The 25,165-nt window shown below is 44.2% G+C and carries 29 protein-coding genes; 14 read left to right on the top strand and 15 right to left on the bottom strand.

Features of this window, described 5'->3' with window-relative positions; translation table 11 throughout:
• Positions 1–216 precede the first annotated feature (216 nt).
• The 9 genes from FEK29_RS08495 to FEK29_RS08455 all read left to right on the top strand — a co-directional run bounded on the left by FEK29_RS08495 (position 217) and on the right by FEK29_RS08455 (position 6,153).
• Complete coding sequence (locus tag FEK29_RS08495) at positions 217–942, top strand: DUF6090 family protein (RefSeq protein WP_138257990.1); 726 nt, start codon at positions 217–219, stop codon at positions 940–942.
• A gap of 176 nt (positions 943–1,118) precedes the next feature.
• Positions 1,119–1,370: an ASCH domain-containing protein gene (locus FEK29_RS08490; RefSeq protein ID WP_138257989.1), complete on the top strand. Its 252-nt coding sequence runs from the start codon at positions 1,119–1,121 to the stop codon at positions 1,368–1,370.
• Positions 1,371–1,501: 131 nt separating this feature from the next.
• Positions 1,502–1,774 carry a hypothetical protein gene (locus FEK29_RS08485; RefSeq protein WP_138257988.1) on the top strand — a complete coding sequence of 91 codons (273 nt, stop codon included), beginning with the start codon at positions 1,502–1,504 and terminating at the stop codon, positions 1,772–1,774.
• A gap of 224 nt (positions 1,775–1,998) precedes the next feature.
• Positions 1,999–2,721 (top strand): DoxX family protein, encoded by a 723-nt coding sequence (locus tag FEK29_RS08480; RefSeq protein ID WP_138257987.1) that lies wholly within the window; start codon positions 1,999–2,001, stop codon positions 2,719–2,721.
• 10 nt (positions 2,722–2,731) lie between these two features.
• The gene (locus FEK29_RS08475) at positions 2,732–3,169 is read left to right on the top strand and encodes a nuclear transport factor 2 family protein (protein ID WP_161595333.1); all 438 of its coding nucleotides are present in this window, start codon (positions 2,732–2,734) and stop codon (positions 3,167–3,169) included.
• 25 nt (positions 3,170–3,194) lie between these two features.
• Positions 3,195–3,647, top strand: coding sequence for a pyridoxamine 5'-phosphate oxidase family protein (locus tag FEK29_RS08470; RefSeq protein WP_138257985.1), 453 nt, complete (start codon positions 3,195–3,197; stop codon positions 3,645–3,647).
• Between the two features lie 276 nt (positions 3,648–3,923).
• Positions 3,924–4,259 carry a hypothetical protein gene (locus FEK29_RS08465; protein ID WP_138257984.1) on the top strand — a complete coding sequence of 112 codons (336 nt, stop codon included), beginning with the start codon at positions 3,924–3,926 and terminating at the stop codon, positions 4,257–4,259.
• A gap of 132 nt (positions 4,260–4,391) precedes the next feature.
• Positions 4,392–5,195: an HAEPLYID family protein gene (locus FEK29_RS08460; RefSeq protein ID WP_138258007.1), complete on the top strand. Its 804-nt coding sequence runs from the start codon at positions 4,392–4,394 to the stop codon at positions 5,193–5,195.
• 196 nt (positions 5,196–5,391) lie between these two features.
• Positions 5,392–6,153: an SDR family oxidoreductase gene (locus FEK29_RS08455; RefSeq protein ID WP_138257983.1), complete on the top strand. Its 762-nt coding sequence runs from the start codon at positions 5,392–5,394 to the stop codon at positions 6,151–6,153.
• A 7-nt stretch (positions 6,154–6,160) separates the two neighbouring features.
• On the opposite strand, the gene FEK29_RS08450 is transcribed toward FEK29_RS08455, so the two are convergent.
• On the bottom strand, positions 6,161–7,102 hold the full coding sequence (locus FEK29_RS08450; protein ID WP_138257982.1) for an NAD-dependent epimerase/dehydratase family protein: 942 nt from the start codon (positions 7,100–7,102) through the stop codon (positions 6,161–6,163).
• 65 nt (positions 7,103–7,167) lie between these two features.
• Here FEK29_RS08450 and FEK29_RS08445 point away from each other — a divergent pair, with 65 nt between their 5' ends.
• The gene (locus tag FEK29_RS08445) at positions 7,168–7,668 is read left to right on the top strand and encodes a hypothetical protein (protein ID WP_138257981.1); all 501 of its coding nucleotides are present in this window, start codon (positions 7,168–7,170) and stop codon (positions 7,666–7,668) included.
• 73 nt (positions 7,669–7,741) lie between these two features.
• Complete coding sequence (locus tag FEK29_RS08440) at positions 7,742–8,149, top strand: nuclear transport factor 2 family protein (protein ID WP_138257980.1); 408 nt, start codon at positions 7,742–7,744, stop codon at positions 8,147–8,149.
• 55 nt (positions 8,150–8,204) lie between these two features.
• Here the strand turns inward: FEK29_RS08440 and FEK29_RS08435 are convergent, their stop codons facing one another.
• The 4 genes from FEK29_RS08435 to FEK29_RS08420 all read right to left on the bottom strand — a co-directional run bounded on the left by FEK29_RS08435 (position 8,205) and on the right by FEK29_RS08420 (position 12,797).
• The gene (locus tag FEK29_RS08435) at positions 8,205–8,906 is read right to left on the bottom strand and encodes a tetratricopeptide repeat protein (RefSeq protein ID WP_138257979.1); all 702 of its coding nucleotides are present in this window, start codon (positions 8,904–8,906) and stop codon (positions 8,205–8,207) included.
• 305 nt (positions 8,907–9,211) lie between these two features.
• The gene (locus FEK29_RS08430) at positions 9,212–9,586 is read right to left on the bottom strand and encodes a hypothetical protein (RefSeq protein ID WP_138257978.1); all 375 of its coding nucleotides are present in this window, start codon (positions 9,584–9,586) and stop codon (positions 9,212–9,214) included.
• Positions 9,587–9,712: 126 nt separating this feature from the next.
• Positions 9,713–10,519, bottom strand: coding sequence for an SDR family oxidoreductase (locus tag FEK29_RS08425; protein WP_138257977.1), 807 nt, complete (start codon positions 10,517–10,519; stop codon positions 9,713–9,715).
• The gene (locus FEK29_RS08420) at positions 10,512–12,797 is read right to left on the bottom strand and encodes a M28 family peptidase (RefSeq protein ID WP_138257976.1); all 2,286 of its coding nucleotides are present in this window, start codon (positions 12,795–12,797) and stop codon (positions 10,512–10,514) included. The genes FEK29_RS08425 and FEK29_RS08420 overlap by 8 nt, the downstream gene beginning before the upstream one ends.
• 119 nt (positions 12,798–12,916) lie before the next feature.
• Between FEK29_RS08420 and FEK29_RS08415 the strand changes: the two genes are divergently transcribed.
• Entirely contained in the window at positions 12,917–13,381 is a 465-nt protein-coding gene (locus FEK29_RS08415) for a CBS domain-containing protein (RefSeq protein WP_125221560.1), read from the top strand.
• Between the two features lie 185 nt (positions 13,382–13,566).
• Here FEK29_RS08415 and FEK29_RS08410 read toward each other — a convergent pair whose 3' ends face one another.
• The 6 genes from FEK29_RS08410 to FEK29_RS08385 are packed head-to-tail and all read right to left on the bottom strand — an operon-like array spanning position 13,567 to position 19,422.
• Positions 13,567–14,367, bottom strand: a complete 801-nt coding sequence (locus FEK29_RS08410; protein ID WP_138257975.1) for a sulfurtransferase — start codon at positions 14,365–14,367, stop codon at positions 13,567–13,569.
• Positions 14,368–14,406: 39 nt separating this feature from the next.
• Positions 14,407–14,760, bottom strand: a complete 354-nt coding sequence (locus FEK29_RS08405) for a hypothetical protein (RefSeq protein ID WP_138257974.1) — start codon at positions 14,758–14,760, stop codon at positions 14,407–14,409.
• Positions 14,761–15,252, bottom strand: a complete 492-nt coding sequence (locus tag FEK29_RS08400; protein ID WP_138257973.1) for a DUF6265 family protein — start codon at positions 15,250–15,252, stop codon at positions 14,761–14,763.
• Positions 15,253–15,304: 52 nt separating this feature from the next.
• On the bottom strand, positions 15,305–15,688 hold the full coding sequence (gloA2, locus tag FEK29_RS08395) for an SMU1112c/YaeR family gloxylase I-like metalloprotein (RefSeq protein WP_138257972.1): 384 nt from the start codon (positions 15,686–15,688) through the stop codon (positions 15,305–15,307).
• The gene (locus FEK29_RS08390) at positions 15,688–16,260 is read right to left on the bottom strand and encodes a pentapeptide repeat-containing protein (RefSeq protein WP_138257971.1); all 573 of its coding nucleotides are present in this window, start codon (positions 16,258–16,260) and stop codon (positions 15,688–15,690) included. The genes gloA2 and FEK29_RS08390 overlap by 1 nt, the downstream gene beginning before the upstream one ends.
• 12 nt (positions 16,261–16,272) lie before the next feature.
• Complete coding sequence (locus FEK29_RS08385; protein WP_138257970.1) at positions 16,273–19,422, bottom strand: VPS10 domain-containing protein; 3,150 nt, start codon at positions 19,420–19,422, stop codon at positions 16,273–16,275.
• Positions 19,423–19,699: 277 nt separating this feature from the next.
• On the opposite strand from FEK29_RS08385, the gene FEK29_RS17930 reads away from it, so the two are divergent.
• Together FEK29_RS17930 and FEK29_RS08380 are read left to right on the top strand one after the other, a co-directional pair.
• A complete protein-coding gene (locus FEK29_RS17930; RefSeq protein ID WP_161595332.1) occupies positions 19,700–19,849 on the top strand; it encodes a hypothetical protein in 150 nt (49 codons plus the stop codon).
• Positions 19,850–20,025: 176 nt separating this feature from the next.
• A complete protein-coding gene (locus FEK29_RS08380) occupies positions 20,026–20,745 on the top strand; it encodes an SGNH/GDSL hydrolase family protein (RefSeq protein ID WP_138257969.1) in 720 nt (239 codons plus the stop codon).
• 25 nt (positions 20,746–20,770) lie between these two features.
• On the opposite strand, the gene FEK29_RS08375 is transcribed toward FEK29_RS08380, so the two are convergent.
• From FEK29_RS08375 to FEK29_RS08360, 4 genes are all read right to left on the bottom strand, one after another.
• Entirely contained in the window at positions 20,771–22,324 is a 1,554-nt protein-coding gene (locus FEK29_RS08375) for a M20/M25/M40 family metallo-hydrolase (protein WP_138257968.1), read from the bottom strand.
• Positions 22,325–22,396: 72 nt separating this feature from the next.
• The gene (locus FEK29_RS08370) at positions 22,397–23,695 is read right to left on the bottom strand and encodes a Zn-dependent hydrolase (protein ID WP_138257967.1); all 1,299 of its coding nucleotides are present in this window, start codon (positions 23,693–23,695) and stop codon (positions 22,397–22,399) included.
• Between the two features lie 2 nt (positions 23,696–23,697).
• The gene (locus FEK29_RS08365) at positions 23,698–24,666 is read right to left on the bottom strand and encodes an NAD(P)-dependent oxidoreductase (protein WP_138257966.1); all 969 of its coding nucleotides are present in this window, start codon (positions 24,664–24,666) and stop codon (positions 23,698–23,700) included.
• On the bottom strand, positions 24,667–25,161 hold the full coding sequence (locus FEK29_RS08360; protein ID WP_138257965.1) for a VOC family protein: 495 nt from the start codon (positions 25,159–25,161) through the stop codon (positions 24,667–24,669). It abuts the gene before it with no gap.
• Positions 25,162–25,165 lie beyond the last annotated feature (4 nt).

Raw genomic sequence — 25,165 nt, 5'->3', positions numbered from 1 at the left:
AGTGTGTTCCGTTTTCATATCTTTTTGTTTTAGAGAACTTTAAAGATAAAGGACACGCTGCTTTTACATAGATGCTATAAGTAATTGCTTGTTCTCGCCTACTTCTGAAAATCCTCACGGATTTTCAGTTTGGTGTGTACTTGCAAATTTAAGTGCTAACACACGCAACTACTCATAGCCCAAACGTTGTGCTTCATTAAAACCAACCATTAACAAATGATAAAATTCTTTCGAAAAATTAGACAAAATCTGCTTTCAGAAGGAAAAACTGGAAAGTATATTAAATATGCGTTTGGAGAGATTTTACTTGTAGTTATTGGAATATTAATCGCATTGCAAGTTAGTAATTGGAACAAAAAAAGAATTGACTCTGATTCTGAAAAAGAAGCTCTTTTTGATTTAAATACAGAGATAAAATCTAATATAGAAGCACTGGAAATAATAATAGCTGAACACGAAAAATCTTTGGTTGCAGGAAAGGAAATTAAATCAATGATAACTGACACTAATAAGCTAAATAGTATTTCCAATGATAGCTTGCAGTCTATCTTAATTGTTATGAATTATAATTATACCTATGACCCTAAACTTGGAATTTTGAATTCAGTAATAAATTCTGGGAGAATTAACTTAATACAGAATAAAGAAATTAGATATATGTTATCCTCAATAAATGAATTTATTATTGACGCAGATGAAGATACTAAAGTTATAGAAAAATTAAGAAGAGAATATTATTGGCCAATGATTGCATCAAAAAAAGAAATAATTGATTATAACAAGCTCTCAAGGGACAACAAAAAATCTTTTCGTAATCCTGAATTTATTTTTTGGGTTGATTTCATTACTACTGTTAGGCAATCAGGATTGGAAGAAGAGAATGATTTATTGAAATTTCTTAAAAAAGTTAATATCGCAATCGAATCAGAAATAAAAAAATAACGAAAGCACCACAATGGATTTAAGTAATTGCTTGTTCTCGCTTACTTCTGAAAATCCGCAAGGATTTTCAGTTTGGTGTGTACTTGCAAACCCGCCCGAACGTGCCGTTCGGTACGGGCGGGGTTAAGTGCTAACCCATGCAACTACTCATAGCCTAGTCCGTTGATTATAAATAAATGAAAACCCTCCCTTTTATCTTGCTACTCCTTTTGGCTAGCTGCAAAAGCGAACCTAAAACTGAAATACCTACGGAAACCGAAATAGACCCTACGGTTTACACCATTTGGAAGAGTTATGGCCAAGCCCATCCAGAAGTGAAAAGCAATGAGATGCCTGCATCCTGGTTTTTTCACGATAACCAAAAAGACGCCGATCGCTTGGCGGCATTGGTGGTACAACCAAAAAAAGATAGCTTCTTCAGGGCTTAATGTTTGGTATTAAGAGGCGGGGGCAGATTTGCCCATTGTGGGCACTTAACACCGTAACAATTTTCAAAGCTAAATCTATTTGTACAAGCTTATAAGATTAACTTTGTTTAAGAACTTTAATTTGAAAAAATATGAATAGAATATTGGTCTTGATCACGTTATCAGAGGGTGGTATAGAAACGATCAAATCAAATCCAGAACTACCAAAAAAGGAAATGGAATTTGTAGATACATGGAAAAAAGAAGGAATCTTGGAAAGCTTTTTTATATCAGTAAGCAAAAAGGATGCTGTTTTAATTTTTCAGAATATTGATGAAGCAAAGACAAAAGAACTTATTAAAACCTTACCTTTTTTTCCTTACATGGAAAAAATTGAATATCACAACTTGAACAAACAGTTTTAAGTCAAGTAGTAGGTGAAAGTGCATCGTTTTTATGATTCTGTACTTTCGATAAAATTAAAAAAGCCCTTATACAGCTTCTTTATAATTGCAAATTGGACGTGCCATGTTAACAAGGATTGCGACTAAATCCAATTTGTGTTTAAATGCCAAGAAAATGGTTTACGGACATATTCATATACCTTTAATTTTATTAAGTTAACCAGGGTACGAAAACCACGTAGTCCATGCTCGCCCAATTTGAACATTTCTATCTGACCATCAAAAGCAACCGCTGGTATTGGTTGTTTTCCATTTTTTGTCGGGTTTCCTTGGCCTTTGCCTTTTTGGTGGCCGGGTGGGTCAAGATTATTGGGGAGCGCTTTGCCAGTGGCCTGTCCATGATACATCCCATGGGAGCCTATCTAGAGGCCCTGCACCATACCGGCTATTATTACACCTTTATTGGCGTGACACAGATTTTGGCCGCTATTTTATTGTTGATTCCCAGAACGGTGACCCTGGGAGCCTTGCTCTATTTTCCCATAATCGTCAATATCTGGTTGCTGTCGTATGCGGTCCGTTTCGAGGGGTCCTACGTGACGGCGCCCCTCATGGTGTGGGCCTGCCTATTCTTGATCGTTTGGAACTATGACCGAGTTCGTTTTCTGCTGCCTCTGAACCACTTTTCAGATTTAGGAATCCTTCAAAAACCGAAGAAGTACAGTTGGAGGTTTCCCTATCTTTTTGCGGGTTTTGTGTTTTTGGTCATGGTGGGCACCGTGGCCTATGCCGAGTTTGGTCATGAAGTGATGCCCCATAATTCGATAAAGGATTGCAAAAAACAATTCACCAATGCACCCAAACAGGAAGCGGGATATCAATTCTGCGAATGCATCCATACAGCCGGAATCGACTTGGATTCCTGTTTGGAAACCTATGAAGAAGTTAAAAATGAGTTTAAACCTTAATATAACTACCATGAAAACAAGTATCCTTTTGCTGCTCTGGCTTCCATTTATGGGACTGGGTCAGGACGTGAATCAAGAAACTCAAAACGAGTTAAAGGCATTGAACGAACGCTTATTTAAAGAGTATACCTTGAATAAGAATACAAAGCCTTTGGAGGAATGTGCTACCGAAGGATTTGTGTTGATTGCAGGGAATGGTATGTTGGAAACCAAAGATCAGGCGATAAACGGAGTTGATAATGTAAATGTTTCCGAGATCAAGGTGCAAGTTGATAAGGTTATCCTTTCCGGGAATACTGGAATCGTTATTGGCGTTTTGGATATGAAAGGAACCATAATGGGAAGACCCGTTCCAGGGAAAATCCGATTCTCAAGTACCTTTTTAAAATTTGAGGATAGGTGGCGATTGGTAACTCGAACCATGACCATGATGCGCAGGCTGGAATAATAGCCGTACGTAAAAACCCATACCAATGAAACAATCCGAAGTACTCAAAGCGTGTATGTCCAAAAGCGTCTTGTGTTGGCTGGCCACGGCATCCAAGGATAACCTGCCCAACGTTTCCCCCAAGGAAATCTTTGCCCCCTACCAAGAGGATAGTATTATTGTGGCGAATATTGCCTCGCCCCAATCGGTAAAAAACATAAAGCAGAATCCAAAGGTATGTATCAGCTTTCTGGATATTTTGGTACAAAAGGGCTTTCAGGTGAAAGGCAAGGCTGAGATCATACAAAAAACCCATCCCGAATTTCAAGCAATGGAAGGGATACTGACTAAAATGACCGAGGGGAAATTTCCCTTTTCGACCATCACGAAGATAACCGGGGAACAGGTAAAACCCATCATCGCCCCAAGATATCTGTTGTATCCTGAAACTACGGAACAGGAACAGATTGCAAGTGCCAGAAAATCCTATGGGCTTTAAAAATAGCGACATCGGAAAGGGCAAAGGCCCTTACCTAAAACTATCAATGTAAATCGGTCTCTTGAAGACGGGAAGGGCATGAAATAGAGGGCCATCTCAAGGAGGTCATACCCTATCTGGAACATGTCCTTATTCATATAGAGCCCGATGATCTGACATAGACCCCTTGACGTTAAAAATGGGTTAAACATTTGGTAAGTCTAGCCGGGATCGTAATTTTGGCCCGTGTTCGATCAATTAAGAAATAGCGTTTATATAAGGTTTCTATGGGGTTTCATGGGAGTGTACCTTTTGAACATTAGTGTGGATACCATAGACCCAAAGCCAGAATATATTCCAGAAAATCTTGCCTTTAATGACCAAGAGAGTATTGTGGAAATTGTGGTGGAGCAGTTATTGGGTTTTGAGGAAGCTTTTGAGGAATTTGATGACCCGGATACGGAGGAGCACAATACTTCTTCCAAGGTGAAAATAAATCTTATTTCAGCATTCTTTTTTGAATATGGTTTGGATACTTCTAATTTTGAAACCGCTATAAAGACCTTTCCCAATTATCGAATGCACTTGCCCCACGGGTTTGGTCAATTGATTACACCTCCGCCCAAGGTTTAATTTGTTTTTCAGCACACTGGTTTCCCATCGCAAAAGCGACATGGGATTATTTTCAAATGCTTTAACAAATTAAAAATGCAAACTCAAAAATTAGGGGTGTTCTTCTTCGTATGGACACTTTCGGCCACCGGCATGTCCCAAATTTCAAATGCCGAAAAAGACAGTTTATATATTCAACAGGTGGAAAACCAAAAAGAACCCGATAAGGTACTGCATGCGGAACCTCTTTATATTGATCTTATCCGTGATCTGGGTGCCAGAAGGGGAGAAAAGGAATGGAACCTAGGGCTGGGACTCACAGATAATTTAAAGTTTGATTCCTACGAAGCCTTGATCGAGTACGAATGGGCCCCCATGGATCGGTTGGGACTGGAAGTTGAGCTGCCATTTACTTTTTACTCGCCCCTAAACGGTACCCAAAGGGATTCGTTGCCTTCAAACAAATTAAACAGTATAAAGATAGCTGCGCAATGGTCCTTTTTTGTGAGCGAACCTATGGCCACTTCCATGGCATTGGGATACATCAACGAATTTGAACTGTCCAACTTTAGAAATTTTGGGGCACCATTAATTTCAGGAAATGTCTATAATCCTTTTCTGGTCGTAGCAAAGCGATGGGGGACCAATATTCATTCCCTAATCTATACAGGTCCCATGATAGCGCAAAATTTTGAGACCCAAAAGTTTCACACCACGTACGACATCAATACCAGTTTTCATTATATGATAGCGGGTACCCGAAATTTTATAGGAGTGGAATTCAACAAGACCATGGACCGAAGGGATTTTGACATGACCATACGACCTCAGATGAGATTGGGTATAGCCGATAATCTTATGATCGGTATCGTTGGGGGAATTCCTGTGAGTCGCGAAAATGAGCGTTTAAGCTCCTTTCTTAGACTGATTTGGGAACCCGCGCACAAAAGAAAATAAATGGGCTTGGGGACGTAATCGAATATTTTTTAAAACGTCCCCAAATGCATTTCAATAGTCGACCATACGCTTTGAGATTACAAAAGAGTGTATCTTATGGCCCGATGATGATAAAGAAACGGATCTGACCGGAATATCCATCGACACCTTTGGATATAAACGGTTGCTAACTTTGAAAACCAAAAACAATTGAACTATGGGCATGAATAAAATAGCGGTAATCACTGGTGGAAGTAGGGGACTGGGCAAAGATATGGCCCTGCAGATTGCAAAGAAAGGTTTGGATGTCGTCATTACCTATCACTCCAACCAAGCTGCAGCGGAGGACGTGGTGGCACAAGTAAAAAAACAGGGCGTAAATTCCTTTGCCCTGCAATTGGACACAAGCGATGTTTCCACTTTTGATGCCTTTTATGGCCGATTGGAAGAGGGTCTTCAAGAATCCATGGGGGGCACCCACTTCGACTTTCTCATCAACAACGCCGGTACGGGCATTTACAAACCATTTTTGGAAACTACCGAAGCGGATTTTGACGAAATGATGAACATTCATTTAAAAGGGGTCTATTTTTTGACCCAAAAGGCCTTAAAATATTTGAACGATGGTGGTGGCATTATCAATATTTCCTCCGGTTTGGCCCGATTCACCTTTCCAAAATCCTCGGCCTATGCGTCCATGAAGGGTGGCGTGGAGGTGTTTACCCGGTATTTGGCCAAGGAGCTTGGCGAACGAAAAATCAGGGCCAATGTGGTAGCACCTGGTGCGGTTGCAACCGATTTTGGGAATGGGGAAAACAAGTCCAACGAGCAAAAACGAAAAATGGTGTCCAGTGTAACGGCTTTGGGCAGGGTAGGGGAACCCGAGGATATTGGAGGTTTGGTCGCGTTTTTATGCACGGAAGATGCCCGATGGATCAATGGCCAGCGCATTGAGGCCTCAGGCGGTACCATGTTGTAAGGTATTGCTAGGATTTTAAATTTTCCAGCATGGTTTCCGTAGTGCGGTCCAAATCAAATTCCGGGTGCCAATCCCAATCCTTCTGTGCATCGGAATCATCGATACTTTTCGGCCAGGAATCGGCAATATCCTGTCTAAAATCGGGAGTATAGTCAATGGTGAAATCGGGAATATGCTTTTGGATGCTTCGGGCCATTTCCGCGGGATCAAAACTCATGGCTGCAAGGTTGTAGGCGGACCGCACCTTGATCTTTTTTGTATCGGCCTCCATCAATTCCAAGGTGGCCCGTATGGCATCGTCCATGAACATCATGGGGAGCATGGTATCCTTCTTTAAAAAACAGGAATAACGCCCTTGGCTTAAGGCCTTGTGATAGATTTCCACGGCATAGTCCGTGGTACCGCCACCGGGCATGGTCTTCCAGCTAATGAGTCCTGGATAGCGAAGACTGCGCACATCCACGTTGAACTTTTTAAAATAATATTCGCACCAACGTTCCCCAGACTGTTTACTGATGCCGTACACTGTGCTAGGCTCCATGATGGTATGTTGTGGCGTATGGTCCTTTGGGGTATTTGGGCCAAAAACGGCAATACTGGATGGCCAAAAGATTTTGTTTATTTTTTTCTCCTTGGCTAGGTTCAACACATTGAAAAGGGAGTTCATGTTGAGGTTCCAGGCGCGCATGGGGAATTTCTCTGCCGTGGCACTGAGCATGGCGGCCATTAAATACACCTCGCTGATATCATAATAGGCGACTACTTCCTCCAGGGTATCGTAATTGGTGGCGTCCAAGATTTCAAAAGGCCCGGAATTCATCAATGAATCGCTGCCCTCCCGTATATCGCTGGCAATGACCTTGTCGTTCCCATAACGTTCCCTTAGGGTAAGGGTCAGCTCCGTTCCTATCTGACCGCATGCACCGATAATCAAAATGTATTTTTCCATTAAAAATGTAGTTAAATGACCTGCGTGGTAAAGATACCTTTTCTTAAAATTTGTACCTTCGGTCCATGCCAAAATTCCTGTATTTTCTTTTGTTTCTGTTGGTTTTGGGCTCCTGCAAAGATGTCGTCCAAGAGTCGGCCAACGTAGCCGAATCCAGCTTTGAGACCATGGCCAACGAGCTGCCCCCGGTGGTTGCCGTAAGTGCGAAGTCCGATGCCATTTTGGCCCAATGGAAGGAGTATTATTCCTTCCACCAGAGTTTTGAACGTATTTACACCATTGGCTTCCGGGAGGATTTGGTGTTGGTCATTGAGGATTTGGTAGAAAAGCAAAAGCTATTGGAAGCCAGTGAATACCCGGCGGAGTTCAATATCCCTCAGGTGAAGGGCAGGCAAAAGGTGGTTAAGACGTATATTTTAAAAACCAAGGGAGATTTGGAGTACCGACTGAACCCGGAAAATTCCATCAAGGAACTCATTACGGCCTATAATGCGCTGAGAAAGCAGTTTGATGTGACCGTAAATAATACCCTACCGACCGATCTGATCGAAAATGAAGACGTATAGCTATATTCTGTTTCTACTTATATGTGCGGTTTCAACCGGGTAGGAAACCGAAACAAAAACCGTTGAAAAGACCTTGGATGCATGGCATCGGGCCGCGGCCGAAGCTGATTTTGATGGGTATTTCGGATTAATGACCCATGATGCCGTTTTTATCGGTACCGATGCTACGGAAAATTGGCAACTGGCCGAATTCAAGGAGTATGCAAAACCCCATTTTGACAAGGGAAGGGCATGGAGTTTTACGGCCGTGGAACGAAATGTCTATGTGGACGCTACCGAACAGTTTGCGTGGTTCAATGAACTTTTGGATACCCAAATGAAACTTTGTAGGGGCTCCGGAGTGCTAAAAATGGTAGACGGATCTTGGAAGATTGCCCACTATGTACTGTCCATTGCCGTACCCAACGAACATGTGGGGGAATTGATCAAGATCAAGGAGGCCAAGGACACTGCCTTGTTGGAGGAACTACGTAAAAATTGAGGGACCGTTCAAGAAAAAGCTTTTCGAACGGTCCCTTCAATATTTCTTAAACAGTTTACTTTTTTGGTTCTTCCGCAGGGGCTTGTTTTCTAGAGGTAAGTGCCTGCTTGCTCAAACTTGCCAGGTTAAAGTTAGGGTCAATGGCCAGGGCCTCGTCGATGGTCGCAATGGCCGCATCGATGTTTTCCTTGTCCGTGTTGAACTGCACAAGTCCCTTTAAATGAATGAATGCCGCTTTTAGGGGAACATCATAGGGTTGCTGACGCTCGTAAAAAGCATAACGCATATCGTCCTTGGAATTGGCGATGCCGTATTCAATGTGGGTGGATGCCTTGGCATTGTCACCAATTTGAATGTTGAGGTCTGCCAGCTCATAGGCCAGATACGGATTTGGATTTCTCTGGTAAAGTACTTCAAACTGTTCCAAGGCCCGTTTGGGTTGGTTCAAGGCTTTTAGGGAAATTGCCTTAACCTGCACGGCCAAATCTGAATCCGTGTCCACTTTTTCAATACCAATGGTATTCAGGGCCTGTAGGTGCTGGTTGTCGTTGGCATAGATATAGGCCAAGGTATCCATACGCTCCTGGGAAGGGGCCAACACGTTCAAATGCGTTAGTGCATTGATGACACCATCCACATCGCCTTGCAACCGCATTTGGTTGTAAAAGGCCTCATAATGCTTCAATAGCTCACTTTTGGTCTGTGCCGTTCCATAGAAACCCATGGTAAGCACTAAAATAACAATGAATCTTTTCATCACGAACTGATTTATTTTTTGGTGCGCTAAACTATTAAATTATTCCCAATGAACTTGTTAATGAACCGTTTAATTGTCCTTAAACCCAAATTATGCATTAAGACTTCGTAATGATGTTTCAAAATACAATAAACATAGGTGTTTTCTTGATTCTAGCATAGAATCGCTATGGTTACATCAAAATAAAGCTTTAATAGCGTGTTTTTGAAGTAGATTGAAACCATACTAGATTTTCTATTGCATATTTTGGGATAAAACAAAAAGGACACCGTTGGGTGTCCTTGATTTGCTTTATTCGAAATTTCCTAGGCGAGCGAATAGACCTGTTCCTTTTGTTTAAAATTCTTCAGGAGTTGGGCATAAAAACCAAGACTTTTGTGGTCCCTGTCAATACAGGAACGGAGAAAGCTCTTAAGGTTGCCAAACAAAAGGTTGGTATGCAGGACGGGTAAGTTGATGTTCAATTTCCCTGGCCTGTAGGCTTCATCGTCCATTATGACATCCATTTTTACGCGGTGTCTGTGATAATCGATGGAAACATCGGCGGCATTATAATATTTTTTGAGCAAGGCTACATGTAGCTGTGTAAACTTCCTGGATTTTCGCTCGTCTCCGCAACTTTGCGCGATCAAGCGTTCCAACTCCATGATAATCCGTTCGTTAAGCTTAGATTTTTTCATGACAATTTGTTTTAAAGTTCACTCTAAGTTATGTATTTCGTCGATAACCCATTAAAAACCAACATTTTATTAACAAAAAATGGCGGACTTTGTTGTGAAAGCGCCAAAAGTTGTGGTTAAAATAGACTAAATAGATGCGGAAAAAACGTAATTTTTAGTAATAAAAGGATTACAAGAAGTGATTTTTTTCAGATTTTCAGTCTCACTCGTATTGTAACTGGGTGGGTTTAATCCCTTCTCTTGGGCCTTTTGAGTATAGTAGGATTTCTTTGTTGGGTGGACCGGATATACCCCGTTTATTATTTCGCCCCACAAATTGTTTTGGATTATGGAGGTAATGATGCCGATGCAATCCTCTAAATGGATAAGGTTGACGGGGGCATTGCCTCCCGAAAGGTTCGTTCTACCAGATAGCATATGTACGGGATGTCTATCCGGACCGATAAGTCCCCCAAACCGAAGGATGGTCGCTTCAAAATTTGGATTTTCCGTGAGTAATTTTTCCGTTTCCAAAAGCTGTTTGCCGGCTTCCGATGTCGGTACCGGGAGGGTTTCCTCATCCACTTCCCCTTGGCCGTCCCCATACACCGATGTACTGCTCACAAAAAGCACCTCGCGAACGGCCGAGGTCGATATATTGGCTACCAACAGTGCTATCTTACGGACATAGTTCTCTTTAGGTCCCTTGCCCCTAAGTTTTGGAGGAATGTTGACCACTAGCGTGTCCGTCCCATTTAGGAATTCCTGGATATTTCCCTGTATTTCATTTTCGGAAAGCCATACCCGGAATGGTGCGATGCCCACATTGGAAAGGGTTTCCAATTTTTCCTTGGAGGTTGTGGTACCCTTTACCTCATACCCTTTTGTTACGAGCGATTTTGCCAAGGGAAGTCCCAACCAGCCGCAGCCTATGACTCCTATTACCTTATTCAAACTTCATTTTTTGGATGGTTAGTATGGCATCGTTCAGCACAAAGGGCATAGGGATGTTGTCTTCTGGTCGTTTTGGGACGGTGAATTGTGGATTTGTCAGCAAGTCGTTGCTTGCCTCGTAAAAGGTAAGTTCCAGAGTTGCATCCGCCGGATATACGAGCGATAGCAAGGTAGGCTCGTTGTCAGTGATGTAATGGGTTACCAATTTCCCGTTCCTTCGGTCTTTTAAGTAATAATCAGAAAGTGCAATTCCGTTCACCATGGCCTTGTCTATGGGCGTATCGTTGGTGAACACTTCCAACCGGTTTACATTGCGTTGTGGGATAACCTGGAGTTTTAGGGATCGATGCATGCCGATAACGGTATCCGATAGTACCTCGATGATCGGCGGGGCGATTTCCTTTTTTGGGGCTTCTGCTACGTAACTGAATCCCGAACCGTATTTGCTGCTGATGGTGTTTTCGGACAGCTCCTCAGGTCGCATTTTGGTATCGCCAATATACTGCTTGGTCCAATCCGACACTACCTTTTCATACGTGGCCCAGTGGCTTTCGTTTTTATCGACGTTCCATACGTACAGTAGACTGGTCGGTTTTGGGTTATCCACATCAAAATCGGAATTCATGTGCGCCGATACAAAAAAGCCCAAAAACAGTAAAAAACTTAAAAAGGCCAAGCCCCTTTTGTTTCGTATCCGAATGATCAGGGGCAGCAGGAGAAAGAAGGTCAGCGTAGTAAACACCGTACTGGCCACCATCATTTTGAGCCCTAGGGCAATGGGAAATAGCTGAATAAAAGGCGCGAAAATAAAAATGGCCGGTAATCCCAAAAACAACAACAAAAACCCGTTGGGACTTTTTTGGTTGATTACTATATACAGGGCCACCAAGCTTGCGTACACCGGGATGATAAAAAATGCGGCACCGTTTAGATAGCTACAAATGAGCGTGCAGACCACCAGCCAAAGAAAGAGGGGCGCGACCAATAAATTGGGCGTTTTTACCATCTGAAACTTATGGTATGCATAAAAACAGCTGCTCAAGGAGAAAAAAACAAAAACGAGAATGTAGGCATGACCGTTATAGGTAAAACCATGCAACATATCCGTGTATGCGGGATATATGGATTTTAGCACGCCCCAAGAAAAGTAACCAACCGCTCCGTTGATGATCAATGCGATGAGCATGGGTGCAAAACCTTTCAGCATGTCCTTGCCGTTGAGTACCTTTTTTTGTATACCCAAGACCAACATCCCTAAGAAAAGGGCAATGCCCAGAAAGAGCATGGGCCAGATCCATTCAAAGGGATAGGAGACCATTTTAAAAATGGGAACATTGAAATAAACGGATTCCTTCAAACTTCGTACGGTGGTCAAATCCAAGGCACTGAAATGATCTAACAAAGCGGTGAGGTAGCTACCTTGGTGGGCGAGGGTGTTTTTATCCAAGCGTTCGTAGGAGTCTCTAGCCGTATGGTAATCGAAATGGTCGTCAATAAAGGCAAAATTGAATCCATCTATATCCGCTTTTTCCCGGAACACGGTTAGGTCCGTATCGTTGGGAAGCAATTTGTAAATGCTGTAGGCGAGGGAATTGGCTACGGGATATTCGGGATTTGCCTTTGTAAATTCCTTTATCAAATTATAATTGCCCCGGTTGGTTTCCAAAATCATGATTCCGGGGCCACCGCTCCCGCGGGCCTCAAAATTGATAACAAGGCCCACGTCCTTGGTCCACGGATGGTCCCTTACAAACAGATCGGCCCCGTTCAGCCCCAATTCCTCGGCATCGGAAATGAGGATGATAATGTCATTTTTTGGCGATTCGTTTTTGGCCAAAAAGGCCCTTACCCCTTCCAGAATGGTGGCAACCCCACTACCGGCATCGCTGGCGCCCAAGGAGGAATGCGGACTACTATCGTAATGGCTTAATAAAAGGAGGGCCTTACCGGTACCCGTTCCTTTAATCCTGGCCAGAATATTGGTCGCCTTACTGAGGTTGGCCCAGTCCCCGGCGGTGTATCCCTTTTGTAATTGGGTCTGCAGGCCCATTTTTTCCAATTGGGAAACGATGTAGGAGCCTACTTTTTGATGTGCGGGAAATCCAACGCCGTGCGGTTCCTTGGAAATCGCTTCTACATGGGCCAAGGCCCTATCCGTGGAAAAGCTATCCTTACCAAGGTCAATATCCGCGGAATATGTGGGCATTAGGGAAGCAATGCTCCAATACACGGCCAACGTCAAGAGGAGCAATATAAGTACGGAGGAAGTCTTTTTCATTGGTTATCGGTTCTGTCTAAAATTATTAAATATTAAAGAGATGTGACCATTCATCTATTTTTTTTACCATATTAACTTTTTTTTAATATATTTATTAATTAACCGCTAAATATATACTCATGGGAATCAAAAGCTTTCAAGGAATCAGGAAGACCGTTAAAAAGGAATTTGAGGCCCCTATATTGGTGGCCGATTATATGACCACCAAATTGGTGACCTTTAGGCCGGACCAGTCGATTTTGGAGGTCATGGAAAAGTTTGCCAAGCACCATATTTCCGGTGGGCCAGTTTTGGATGACAACGGATTTTTGGTGGGGATCATCTCCGAGGCCGATTGTATGAAGCAAATATCAGAGAGCCGCTATTTTAACCAGCCTATTTTGGAAAAGAACGTGGAGAACTTCATGACCAAAAATGTGGAAACCATCCCCGATGATATCTCAATATTCGATGCAGCCGGTATCTTTGCCCAGCATAACAGAAGAAGGCTTCCCGTAATGCGCAACGGTATTTTGGTGGGGCAGATCAGTAGAAAGGACATCGTCATTGCGGCCCTAAAGCTGAGCGGCCACAATTGGAAATAAATTTTTAAACCAAGTTAGTTAACAAAGGTGCTTCCGAAAGGAGGCATTTTTTTTGGGTTCCAATGCCATGTTTTCAGCATGGAGCCTATCGCATGAACCTGCAATATGTCATGCTATTGTTTTGGAATTTGGAATTTTTGAAAATTCAAATTTTGAAGGTTTTTGCTACCTCCTAAAACGTGCTATTAATTGTCAGTTGTTAGTTGGTTCAATTCCGCCCATTCCGTCCAGGAACCGTCATATAGTTTTAGACTTTTTTCATATCCGATAGCACTGGCCAATAAAATGATACTGGCCGTAATTCCGGAGCCACAACTAAAGACCATTTCTTGGGGTTCTTTGAGGATGCCTTGGAACAGGTTTTTGATTTCTTCCGCGGATTTGAAACGGCCATTTTCCAACACCTCTTCAAAAGGAAGATTCACGGAATTTGGTATACTGCCGCTCTGTAGGTGTTTTCTGGGTTCTGGAGCCGTTCCGTTGAATCGGCCGGCCGACCGCGCATCCACAATGACAAATTTTTGTTGGTCGATATTAGCCTTGATCTGGTCAAAGGTCACTACCATATCGGTTTGATAATCCGACTTAAAATTTCCTTTTTTTGTCGGCTTTAAATGTTCCGTAACCGTTTCAAAACCATTTTCTATCCAGGCGGGAAGGCCACCGTCCAAAACGCTAATGTTCCTATGTCCCATAAGCTGGAACAACCACCAAACCCGTGGACTGGTATAAATGCCCTTAGTGTCGAACACTACAATTTCAGAATCCTGGTCGATGCCCAGGTTTTGACATGCAAGCTCAAATTGTTCCAGTTTGGGAACGGTATTTGGAAAAGGGCTGGAGGCATCCACAAAAGCATGATCCAAGTCCAGGAACCTTGCCTTTGGAATGGTCCCTCCATTGGTCGCCGAACTGGCATCGAGAATGACCAGGTTCGGTTTTTCCATATGCTGATGAAGCCATGTTGCGGATACTAGTGTTTTCATAGATTCGGATTTTTTTTGTTTTTGCGGTTTTCGTGACTATTATTCCCGCTTTACGATCATATAAAAATCATTGTCCAAGGGCAGATAGCCCAAGTCATAGACAAAAAAGTAGGTGGTTCCTTTTTTGGTGGTATAAAGATTGGTGATGTACTCAAAATCAAAACCCTTGTCCATCAGTCGGGTTTTTGTGGTCTTTGTTTTACCGTCCGTAAGTTTGAAACTGTCCAACACCCGGTAGTTCTTTCGTAGGCGATTGTTGATGTTCCGTACGAGGTTTTTACTATCCTTGTTGAATTTGTTATTGTAAGCGTTTCGGCAGTAATCGTTGCAGAATTTTTTGTCTGCCCTGCCCATGACTTCCGTCCCACATTCCAGACACTTTCTTTTTTCCATCTATTGCCTTTTGTAATTGAACTGCACTTCTTCCTGGGTGCCATCTTCATTCTCTATGACAACGTATAGATTCACTTCCTGATCCGAAATCCTTTCAAGGGTAAACTCGTCAAAATAGATCCTGTTTCCGTCTATTTTGATCAATCTAAAGTCTACCGTTTCTTCTTTTTCTTCCCACCCAAAAAGGTCTCCGTCAAAGTGTTTTAATTGAAATAACAAAGTTCCGTCCAATTCCCGGATGTGCCCTAATTCATAAAAACTTACGGTACCATCCGATACCAATTTAAAGGAAAACATCATGGTGCCTCCCAATGGCGGACTCCAGATTTCTTCCGTAATGCCGCCAAAAGCTTCCCCTTTCCAGTGCCCTGTCATCCATTCTACATGTTTGAGGGTGGCTTCCGGGGATTCCATTCCTTCTTCCCAAGAAAGGGTATTCTGTGCACCTATGGAATGAATAAGAAACAAGGAAATAATCAAGAATAGTCTCATATATGATTCGTTTGCAACAAGGTAACAATTATCCGTTTACAAATGGATAAAATTATTGCTCGTAAAATTCGATGGGCAAATCGTCAGGATCAGAAATGAAAGTGAATCTTTTCCCAGTGATTTCATCCACCCGGATAGGTTCTACCGCAATATTGTTTTGGTTGCAATGGGTGACCATTTCTTCGATACTCCCAACTTGAAAGGCCAAATGTCGCAATCCACAAGCTTCCGGTCTGGAAGTGCGTTTTGGAGGTTGGGGGAAGGAGAAAAGTTCTAGGATATAATGACCGTTTAGGGCTAAATCCAGTTTATAGGAATCCCGCTCGGTTCGGTAGGTTTCATTTAAAATGGTCAGTCCCAGAAATTGGGTATAAAATTCCTTGGATTTTTCATAATCGGAACAAATAATGGCAATATGATGGACCTTTGAAAGCATTAGGAAACTACCTTTATTTTGTATTTGGCCAATAATCCGGGCAGATTTTCCATGGAAAACGTACAGTTGGACAGAACGTTCCTTTCCGGATCTATATTCATATTGGTTGAAGTGCTTACATCCGCTTGGGAGAGGTTGGTGTTTTGAAATAGGGCATTTTCAAGGTTACATCGAACGAATTGGGACTGCGTTAAGTTACAATCCGTAAAATCGGCCCCAATAAGTTTCGAGTCTACCATGCGAAGCCCTTTCAGCGTTAGGCCATAAAAGGAGCTATAATTCAAGGTGCAGTCCAAAAAACCGAAGTCAATGAACAGGGCGTTGCATGTCTCAAACTTTAACCCCATCATCTTGCAATGCTCAAAGCGGACTTCCTTAAAAATGGTATTGACCACGTTGGCGTTGCTCAAGTTGCATTCCAAAAAGGTACATTCCATAAAGTGTTGGTTGTCCAAAAAGCCATCGGAAAAATCGCAACCTTCAAAACGGCAGTTTTCATATTCCGCCCTCTTTAAACGGGTTTTGGTGAAATCCTGCGCTTTGAAGGTTCGGTCGCAGATAAAATCGGCCATATATTTCTATCATTATTCTTCCATAATAATAGCTGGAAGCTCCAAAGAACGGTACGTTTGATTGTACTCCGCCATTTCTTTTTGAATGATGGTTTGTTGCTCTTGTTTGAGTCCGTTCCAAAGCTGCAACAGATCCCTATACCGTTCCTTGGCCCCTTGGGTAACCTTGGGTTCGGCCACGTCTATATAGCCTTTTAAGGTCAGAAGTTGCGCATTTAGCTGGTTCTTAAAGTTGATGACATCCTGAAATGTTTTTTGTTTGGGTTGTATCAATTTTTCTTCCCATTGTGTAATCCTTTTCAAAATGGAATCCCCCTGTTTTAGTAACTCCGAAGCACTATCGGTATCCTTCAACAACTTTTTATAATTTTCCAGTTGTGCCTTGGCAGACCGCATTGCATTGACGGCTTCATGTATGTCCACGACCGTTTCATCAATGGTATTCAACATTTCCTGTTGCTCTGCATAGTCCGCCGGAGTTGCCTTTACGTTGGGGTTTGCCAAAATATTGACTTCCGTTTCGGAAGTGGTTCCGGGCATGGAAAGACGCAGCGTGTAGGTTCCCGGGGCCACGGTCGAGCCTTGATCGCCTCCCAGAACGAATACCTTGTCCACGGCCACAATGGGGTCCTTTCTAAAATCCCATGTAAAGCGGTTATAGCCTTTTTTGGATGGCAAAACTTCCGGTTTTGAAGGACCTCCCGGCCACGATTTAAAATCCTTTGGTTTTTGGTTGGTTAGGGTGCGGATGACCTTGCCCTTGTACAACACCTCCAATTTAAGTTCAGTGGAATCCAGTTTTTCTTCCAGATAGTAATCGAAAGTCACGCCACTTTTTGGGTTGGAGCCTTCCCCTGGCCCTGGATTTTCAGTATAGCCTCCAAAAAATAAATACGTGTCCTTGGGTTGAAAAACGGTTACTGCCTGCTTTTCGGTCTTAATATTTTGTAAGGCCGATAGGTCGTCCAGAATCCAAAAGGCCCTTCCGGCCGTAGCGGCTACTAGGTCATTGTCATGGATAATGAGGTCGTTAATGGGCACTATAGGCAAATTCAATTGCAGAGGCTGCCAATGGGCACCATCGTTTAGGGAAATGAAAAGACCGGTTTCGGTGCCAGCGTACAAAAGCCCCTTTTGTTTGGGGTCTTCCCGAACGACCCTCGTAAAGGTATGCTCTCCCGTGATGCCGTTTACGATTTTGGTCCAAGTAGTACCGTAATCAGATGTTTTAAATATATAGGAATTCAAGTCCATGGACTTATAGCGCATGACCACTACGTATGCGGTTGCCGGGTCATGGGGAGAAACCTCAATGCTGTTCACAATACCATCGGGGATTCCTGATGGGGTTACGTTTTGCCAGTTTTGGCCACCGTCGCGAGTTACATGCAAGAGTCCGTCATCACTACCTGCCCAAAGTACACCTTCCTCATGCGGGGATTCTACCAAATAGGTTAGGGTATTGTAATTCTCGCCCCCCGCGGCCTCATTGGTAAAGGGGGTTCCGCCTGGGCCATGCTTGTCGGTTTCGTTTTTGGTCAGGTCCGGACTGATGGCGGTCCAACTGATACCCTCATCGGTCGATTTAAAAACGACGTTCCCTGCATGGTAAATAGTCTGTCTGTTATGGGGCGATGTAATGATGGGTGCATTCCAGTTATACCGATATTTCGCATCCTTGGGAGCAATGCTGAGGCCCAGTTCCGGATATTGTTTGATGGGTTTGGATTCCTTGGTCGCAGCGTCCCACTTGTCGATATTACCTTGATAGGTGCCACCATAAATCAATTTGGGGTCATCCGGGTCAAAGGCCAAGAAGGCACTCTCACCTCCCGCCACGGGATACCAGTCCTTCCAATCGATACCGGAATCGTTGGTCCTGGAGGCGATAGCCACCGTCGTGTTATCCTGTTGTCCGCCATACACATTATAAGGCACCAAATTATCCGTAATCACGCGATAAAATTGGGCGGTTGTTTGATTTTCCTGGGTACTCCAACTTTTTCCACCGTTGTTTGAGACATTGGCACCCCCATCGTTGGAATTGACCATCTTCTGGTTGTCATAAGGGTTGATCCATAAATGGTGGTTGTCTCCGTGAGGAGTAGGTACAGGTGTAAAGGTCTTACCCCCATCGATGGATTTGGTCACCGGGGCATTGAGGACGTACACTACGTTCTCATTTTGCGGATCTGCAAAAATTTCCATGTAGAACCAGGCCCTGGCAATATTGATACGGTCATTATTCACCTGGCTCCATTTTTTTCCGGCATCATCGGAGCGATAGACCCCGCCTTTCTCACCTTCGGCCTCAATGACGGCAAAAACCTTTTCCGGATTGGCCCTGGAAACCGATATGCCAATTTTCCCCATTTCCTCTGGAAGTCCCTCTTTCAATTGTTTCCATGTTGAGCCGCCATCAGTAGACTTATAAATGCCAGAATTTTTACCACCAGATTCCATCACCCAAGGATATCTTCTGTGTTGCCACATGGCCGCATACAGAATCAAGGGATTTTTCATGTCCATGGATAGGGAGGAAGCTCCCGTATTGTTATCCACAAAAAGGACGTTCTCCCACGTGGTTCCACCGTCCACGGATTTATAGATGCCCCGTTGTGCACTGGGTCCGTATTGGGCGCCTTGGGCCGCGACAAAAACAATATCAGGATTGCTTGGGTGAATGATCACATCCGAAATATGTCGGGTTTCATCCAAGCCCACATGGGTCCAGGTCTTTCCGGCATCGTTAGATTTGTAGACCCCATCGCCCATGGAGGTCATCACCCCCCGGGCCGCATGTTCGCCCATACCTGCAAATACGATGTTCGGGTTGCTTTCCGCCACGGCAATGGCCCCTACGGTACCTGTTTTTAGGAAGCCGTCCGAAATATTCTTCCACGTAAGTCCGTCATCCGTAGTTTTGTAGATGCCACCGCCTACTGTTCCCATATAATAGGTCATGGGTTCACCAACGACCCCAGTGGAGGCAACACTTCTACCGCCTCTTGAAGGGCCAATGTTTCGCCACTTTAGGCCAGTGAACATGGAGTCTTGAACTTTTATATAGTCCGATTGATTTCTGTTTTTTCTACGTTGGGCTTCTAAGGTAGTTGGTAAAATAAAAAGTAGTGCGATGAGACAGCTTAGTTTTTGTATCATGGTTTCGGATGGTTTTAGGGCTATGAAGATAATGAATTGGGGTATATTTTCCGTTCAAAAGTTGGAATCTCAGCAAATACAAAAAGTCTTAACCCGACCCTCCCGTTCCGCTATCGCGAAACAACCCTCCCTAAACAGGGAGGGGAGCTTTTTCGGGTTTTAAATGTAGCAGGTGACTTAAATGAATTTTAAGGAGTATACCGGCCTATTTTGGGATACGTAGTAAATCCGGGCGTCCTTGGACTTGGCAAAAGGAAATCGCCCAAATAGTATTCCGATGCAATCGGAAACGGCCTGGGCGATGCGGGCCAAGGACTTGCTGGATTTCAAGTATCCTAAAATCAGCCTAGCCTTTTTGGATACTTTTTCGGCGATGGAAAAAGTATCGGTAAGAAACCTCGACCCACCCCGTTCCGCTGTCGCGTAACACCCCTCCCTAATCAAGGAGTGAAGCTTTTTAAAGGAAGCCTCTCCTTTAGTGAGGAATTCTTCTTGTGTAGGGGGTCTAGGTACGAATGTTATTTAAAGATAATTATATGAAATGGGGTTACATCCAGATACTAATCGGCATATCGTACCTTTGCCCCCTATAGCTACTGCTAAATGGAATATCTAAAGGAATTAAAATTGGGATTTATAAAGTTTTGGAGGGATATAGGGTTTAAGGTGCCATCCGATGATGTTTTGGACGAAATATCTGAAAATGTCTTACCGGATGGCGAAGACCCCTCCGACTTCTGGCGCAACCAGATAAACCGACTCAAAAGGAGGGTCCGAAGTGTTGAAAACCAAGAAAACCTAGTTGTCTTTTATGGGAGTTCCTCCATACGGCTGTGGGTGCATATGAGGGAAGACATTGCTCCCTTAAATGTGTTGAACCTGGGTTTTGGTGGTTCCAACTATGCTTGGTGTGCCCATTATTTTGATGAGGTCTTTGAACCTTTACAGCCAAAAAAGATTGTATTATATGCTGGCGAGAACGATTTGGGCGAAGGAAAATCACCCCAAACAGTTTTAGCAGACTGCAAGAGCTTGGTACAAAAAATCAAGGCAAAGGATGTAAACATAGCTTTGGCAATCATCAGCATAAAACCTACGATTGCAAGGCAGGAGATGTTTCCGGATATACTGGAAACCAATCGGTTATTGGAAAAGTATGTGGTCCATGAACTACAGGCCCAATTTATTGATGTCTTTAGCCAGATGATATCCCAAGACCACCAACTAAGACCCGAACTGTATATGGCGGATGGACTACACTTAAACAAAGCGGGTTATGAAATTTGGAGCCTGACCATACGATCGGCACTACTACCTTCATAGGTGCATTTTCCCGATAGCATGAGTTTTAATCCATGCCACCCTTTCTGGTAGGACTACGTTGGGATGGCCATTCCCGTTGTTCCCCGGTTCTGGGATCGATACCCAATACCGCTTTTTCCCTAGATGTTTTTTCTGGGTCCTCACAGGCCATATAGGTTAGGATGGCCGTAAGGATGGCGTTGTTCCGAACGTCGTCAAAGACAATTTTGTCATAGGTATCCAGATTGGTATGCCACGTATAGTTCCAATAGGCCCAACTTAGGGAGCTCAACGAAAAGGCCGGTGCCCCTGCGGCCACAAAAGAGGCATAATCTGAACCGCCGCCTCCAGGTGTACCGGGAAATGTAGTTTCAATTTCGTTTTTATAGGCATCCGGAACCGCTTCCAACCATCGGCCTAGGTAATCATAGGCATGCAGAAAGCCCTGCCCTGAAATACGCACCACCCTTCCCGTACCATTATCCTGGTTGAACAGTGCCTGAAGTCCTTCCACAATTTTTGGGTTATCCTCCACAAAGGCCCTGGACCCGTTTAACCCCTGCTCTTCGCTTCCCCAATGACCGATCAATATGGTCCTTTTGGGATTGGGGTATAACTTTTTAAGTATCCGTGCGGCTTCCATCATCGTGATGGTCCCTGTGCCATTGTCCGTTGCACCCGTAGCCCCGTCCCAAGAATCGAAATGGGCGGATAAGATTACGTATTCATCGGGGAGTTCCGTTCCTGGAATGGTGGCAATGGTGTTGAAGGTAGGTACTTCACCAAGTTCCTTGGATTCCGCCATAATCTTGATCTGAGGCTTGGCGCCGTGCTCCACCATACGGTATAGCATCCCATAATCCTCCAAGGAAATGTCCACTACGGGAATTTTGTCGGTTCCGGCACTAAAAATTTTGTTCGCCCCAAATCCACGCGACCATCGGGATTGTGCAATGGCTACCGCTCCCGCTTCTTCCAAAACTTTGTTGATGGTCCTGCTGGAATATCCGGTATTTTTCATGTTCTCGTCCCAGGCTTTTTCCATCGCTTCCCGCTCTTCCTTCATTTTTTTGAAGGAAGCTTCGGTAGCGAATTCTTCCCAATTATCATCCGGTCTTCCGGTGGGCTGCATCATGCTGACCATCACGATTTTCCCCTTTACATTGGGAAGCCATTGGGCAAACGCCAAGGAATCCTGTATTGTTGGGAGGGCAATAAGCTCGGCCGTAACTCCCTTTTTACCCGCACTTGGGCTCCAAGCCAATTGGGTAGCATGCAAGGAGGCCACCCTGGGATGTACTATATCAACATGGGTAATGCCCCGTTGCCATCCTTTCCAGGTGCCCCATTGCTGGTTTTGCGCATCGATGCCCCAGCTTTTATAGGTGTTTACCGCCCAATCGTGCGCAGATTTCATTTCTGGCGTACCCACCAACCTTGGGCCATTGAGGTCCATCAATTGATAGGCCAGTTCCTCTAATTGGGAATTTTCGGTACCCTCTTTTTCTATGGCCGCCACCATTTCTTCAACGGTTTGGGCATTAGAATTTAGGAAGAATCCAACAATGAACAGGATGGAAAATAGTAGTTGTTTTTGCATTTTCTGTAGCTATTAGTGATATGCTTTCAAGTTAGGGATAAAACCCCGAAAATGATATCTAAAGTATCCCAATTAATCCAATTTTTTATCCAACTCCAATAAGGATTTCAAGAGCACATTGGCCCCATTGGCCATATCCTTTGCAGAAGTAAATTCCTTGGGGGAGTGGCTTATACCTCCCTTACTTGGAACAAAGATCATTCCCGTGGGGGCAAGGATGGCCATATCCTGGGCATCGTGTCCCGCTCCGCTGGGCATATATTTATAGGTCAATCCCAAGGATTTGGCATTTTCGGCAATGATTTTTTGTACTTCCGAATTCATAATGGCAGGGTCCGCAGTTGTATCCAAGGGACGGAATTCCACCGTGACATTTGAGGAAGCTGCAATTTCTTCCGTTTTGGTTTTAATGGCCTGATACACCTTTTGGATTACATCCGATGAGAGATCCCGTATTTCCAAGCTGGCGGTTACCTTTCCAGGAATTACATTTGGCGCACCTGGCTCCGCTTTTATCCGTCCCACCGTACCTACTTGGGCCCCGTCAAAGCTGTTGGTGATTTCCTTTACGGCAACGATGAATTTTGCCGCTGCTAATAGCGCATCCTGTCTGGCATCCATGGGCGTGGTGCCTGCATGGTTGGCAAAACCTGTAAATACGACATCCCACCATTTAAGTCCCACAATACCCTCTACCACCCCAATTTCCAAATTTTCCTTTTCAAGGATGCCTCCCTGTTCAATGTGAAGCTCCAAAAATGCGGCCACGTCACCCTCTTTTCGTACAACCTCCGCAAGTCGGGTAGTGTCCCCGCCCAAACGCATGATGCCTTCGCCCATGGTGTAGCCCGTGGAATTTTTAACGCCTAGGGCACTCTTGCCCAAATGTCCGGCAATGGCCCTGCTACCCATAACACCGCCTTCCTCGTTGGAGAAGATGATGACCTGAAGCGGGTGTTTTGTTTTGATATTGTTTTCGTTCAAGGTCTTAATCACCTCCAAAGCGGCCATGGAGCCCACACAGCCATCGTAATTACCTCCGTTTGGGACACGATCTATGTGCGACCCGAAAACGATGGGTTTTATGTTCTTTTTTGTACCCGACCTGGTCGCCACTATGTTCCCTGCAAAATCGGTATGGGTATCAAGCCCCATTTTTGTAAGTTCATTTATTACCCATTGATGGGCTTCCAAATCGGCATCACTAAAAGCGACCCGCTCCGTTTCGCCATTTTCCTGAAGTCCGAATTTTGCCAAATCGAAAATCCGTTGTTCCAATCGGTCTTGATTCACAAGAATTTGGGAATTCGCTGAAATACAAGACAATAGGAACAGGAAGAAAAGAAGGGTTGGTTTGGATTGATACTTCATTCTTATCGGTTTGAATCTTTTAATTCCTTCAAGTTATAGATGCAATTGTTGGCGGGCATTTCGTCCCGAAGGATTGCCAGGGTATTTTGTACCGTGAACATGCACATAAAATCATAGGTCGTTTTGGTGAGGCTACCCACGTGCGCGGTAATGTAGGTATTGGGCAGTTTTAATAAAGGGTCGTTCGTTTTTGGCGGTTCTTCGGATAGTACATCGGCGGCAAAACCGCCCAATCGGTTGGCGTAGAGTGCTTCGGTCAGTGCCGTTTGGTCAATGATCTTGCCCCGGGCGGTATTGATGATTAGGGCCGATGGTTTCATTTTTGATAGTGCTTGGGCATCGATGAGATTTTCCGTTTCCTTTGTAAGGGGTAGGTGCAGACTGATGCAATCCGAAGTTTTCAGGACATCATCCAAATCCCTAAAAGGGTAGGGGACTTCTTCCTGTTTTGAGCTCCAATAAATGACTTCCATACCTAGGGCATCGGCAATTTTGGCAACTTTTTTACCGATGTTGCCCATCCCCAAAATACCCAAGGTCTTCCCGTGCAGTTCGTCGCCCACATAACCGCCACGATCTTGCCATCGGTCTTCCTTCACCAGGGTGATGGCATTGTAAAGGTTCCTTTGCAGTACCAATAACAGGGAAATGGTGTGTTCCGCAATGGTATTGGCGTTGGAATTGGGCGCATTTACGACCTTGATGCCTTGTTCGGTCGCCGCTGAGACATCGATGTTGTCCAAGCCAACGCCACATCTTGAAATGACTTCCAATTTGGGGAGGGATGCTATTAGGGATGACCGTACCTGACCTTTTCCCCGGGTGATAATGGCATGAATTTCGTTCTCGGAAAGATGCCTTTCCAAAGAAGCTGGGTCAAAACCGGTTAGGATGTTCATATCCTCGGCCGATTCCAAAACCTGCATGGCTTCCTCGGCTACGGTTTCCAATAAAAGGATGTTTTTAGGCATTTATTTATTGTGATATAAGGTGGCATCCTTGGTCTTGTATCCCCTAAAATCGTTCCTTCCGGACACATAAATTCCTTCTTGGTATAATTCGTCCTCAAAAATCTTAGGGTCGATTTTATCCTTATCGTCCGGGTCCGAGGATATTTCCACCAAGTTGCCCGATGGATCCCGCACGAACATCTGGATAGCACCATCGGGCAGTTGGCGCACCTTTCCCCAAGGTTGGATGTCAATGACTCCCAGTTCCTTCATTCTGAAGAAAACCGCGTTGATATCGTCTACGGTAACGCACAAATGTCCTCGAAAGGAGTAGGTATCTTCCCATTCGGTCAGGTGTAGCTGTTGCTCCTCATTGAACTTGAAAAAGGCCGTTGGGTAGTCGAACAAAAATGCGGGAATGGGTTCCAGGCCCAGTTCATGCTCATAAAATTCACAAGCTTCCTCCAAATTGCTCACCACCAAGGCTACATGATTGATTTTTACTGCTTTTGCCATGGAT

The sequence above is a fragment of the Maribacter aurantiacus genome, from assembly GCF_005780245.1.
GTDB lineage: Bacteria > Bacteroidota > Bacteroidia > Flavobacteriales > Flavobacteriaceae > Maribacter > Maribacter flavus.
The sequence above is the reverse complement of the archived record's forward strand: the minus strand, read 5'-3'. Positions and strand labels throughout refer to the sequence as shown.

Coding starts and splice junctions, on each gene's coding strand:
- FEK29_RS08450 (WP_138257982.1), bottom strand. CDS start 7,102: ATGGAAAAATACATTTTGATTATCGGTGCATGCGGTCAGATAGGAACG.
- FEK29_RS08460 (WP_138258007.1), top strand. CDS start 4,392: ATGTCCCAAATTTCAAATGCCGAAAAAGACAGTTTATATATTCAACAG.
- FEK29_RS08380 (WP_138257969.1), top strand. CDS start 20,026: ATGGAATATCTAAAGGAATTAAAATTGGGATTTATAAAGTTTTGGAGG.
- FEK29_RS08375 (WP_138257968.1), bottom strand. CDS start 22,324: ATGCAAAAACAACTACTATTTTCCATCCTGTTCATTGTTGGATTCTTC.
- FEK29_RS08465 (WP_138257984.1), top strand. CDS start 3,924: ATGGGAGTGTACCTTTTGAACATTAGTGTGGATACCATAGACCCAAAG.
- FEK29_RS08485 (WP_138257988.1), top strand. CDS start 1,502: ATGAATAGAATATTGGTCTTGATCACGTTATCAGAGGGTGGTATAGAA.
- FEK29_RS08390 (WP_138257971.1), bottom strand. CDS start 16,260: ATGGCCGATTTTATCTGCGACCGAACCTTCAAAGCGCAGGATTTCACC.
- FEK29_RS08410 (WP_138257975.1), bottom strand. CDS start 14,367: ATGAAAACACTAGTATCCGCAACATGGCTTCATCAGCATATGGAAAAA.
- FEK29_RS08480 (WP_138257987.1), top strand. CDS start 1,999: ATGCTCGCCCAATTTGAACATTTCTATCTGACCATCAAAAGCAACCGC.
- FEK29_RS08455 (WP_138257983.1), top strand. CDS start 5,392: ATGGGCATGAATAAAATAGCGGTAATCACTGGTGGAAGTAGGGGACTG.
- FEK29_RS08470 (WP_138257985.1), top strand. CDS start 3,195: ATGAAACAATCCGAAGTACTCAAAGCGTGTATGTCCAAAAGCGTCTTG.
- FEK29_RS08415 (WP_125221560.1), top strand. CDS start 12,917: ATGGGAATCAAAAGCTTTCAAGGAATCAGGAAGACCGTTAAAAAGGAA.
- FEK29_RS08360 (WP_138257965.1), bottom strand. CDS start 25,161: ATGGCAAAAGCAGTAAAAATCAATCATGTAGCCTTGGTGGTGAGCAAT.
- gloA2 (WP_138257972.1), bottom strand. CDS start 15,688: ATGCTTTCAAAGGTCCATCATATTGCCATTATTTGTTCCGATTATGAA.
- FEK29_RS08495 (WP_138257990.1), top strand. CDS start 217: ATGATAAAATTCTTTCGAAAAATTAGACAAAATCTGCTTTCAGAAGGA.
- FEK29_RS08385 (WP_138257970.1), bottom strand. CDS start 19,422: ATGATACAAAAACTAAGCTGTCTCATCGCACTACTTTTTATTTTACCA.
- FEK29_RS17930 (WP_161595332.1), top strand. CDS start 19,700: ATGCAATCGGAAACGGCCTGGGCGATGCGGGCCAAGGACTTGCTGGAT.
- FEK29_RS08420 (WP_138257976.1), bottom strand. CDS start 12,797: ATGAAAAAGACTTCCTCCGTACTTATATTGCTCCTCTTGACGTTGGCC.
- FEK29_RS08365 (WP_138257966.1), bottom strand. CDS start 24,666: ATGCCTAAAAACATCCTTTTATTGGAAACCGTAGCCGAGGAAGCCATG.
- FEK29_RS08430 (WP_138257978.1), bottom strand. CDS start 9,586: ATGAAAAAATCTAAGCTTAACGAACGGATTATCATGGAGTTGGAACGC.
- FEK29_RS08400 (WP_138257973.1), bottom strand. CDS start 15,252: ATGAGACTATTCTTGATTATTTCCTTGTTTCTTATTCATTCCATAGGT.
- FEK29_RS08405 (WP_138257974.1), bottom strand. CDS start 14,760: ATGGAAAAAAGAAAGTGTCTGGAATGTGGGACGGAAGTCATGGGCAGG.
- FEK29_RS08445 (WP_138257981.1), top strand. CDS start 7,168: ATGCCAAAATTCCTGTATTTTCTTTTGTTTCTGTTGGTTTTGGGCTCC.
- FEK29_RS08370 (WP_138257967.1), bottom strand. CDS start 23,695: ATGAAGTATCAATCCAAACCAACCCTTCTTTTCTTCCTGTTCCTATTG.
- FEK29_RS08435 (WP_138257979.1), bottom strand. CDS start 8,906: ATGAAAAGATTCATTGTTATTTTAGTGCTTACCATGGGTTTCTATGGA.
- FEK29_RS08475 (WP_161595333.1), top strand. CDS start 2,732: ATGAAAACAAGTATCCTTTTGCTGCTCTGGCTTCCATTTATGGGACTG.
- FEK29_RS08490 (WP_138257989.1), top strand. CDS start 1,119: ATGAAAACCCTCCCTTTTATCTTGCTACTCCTTTTGGCTAGCTGCAAA.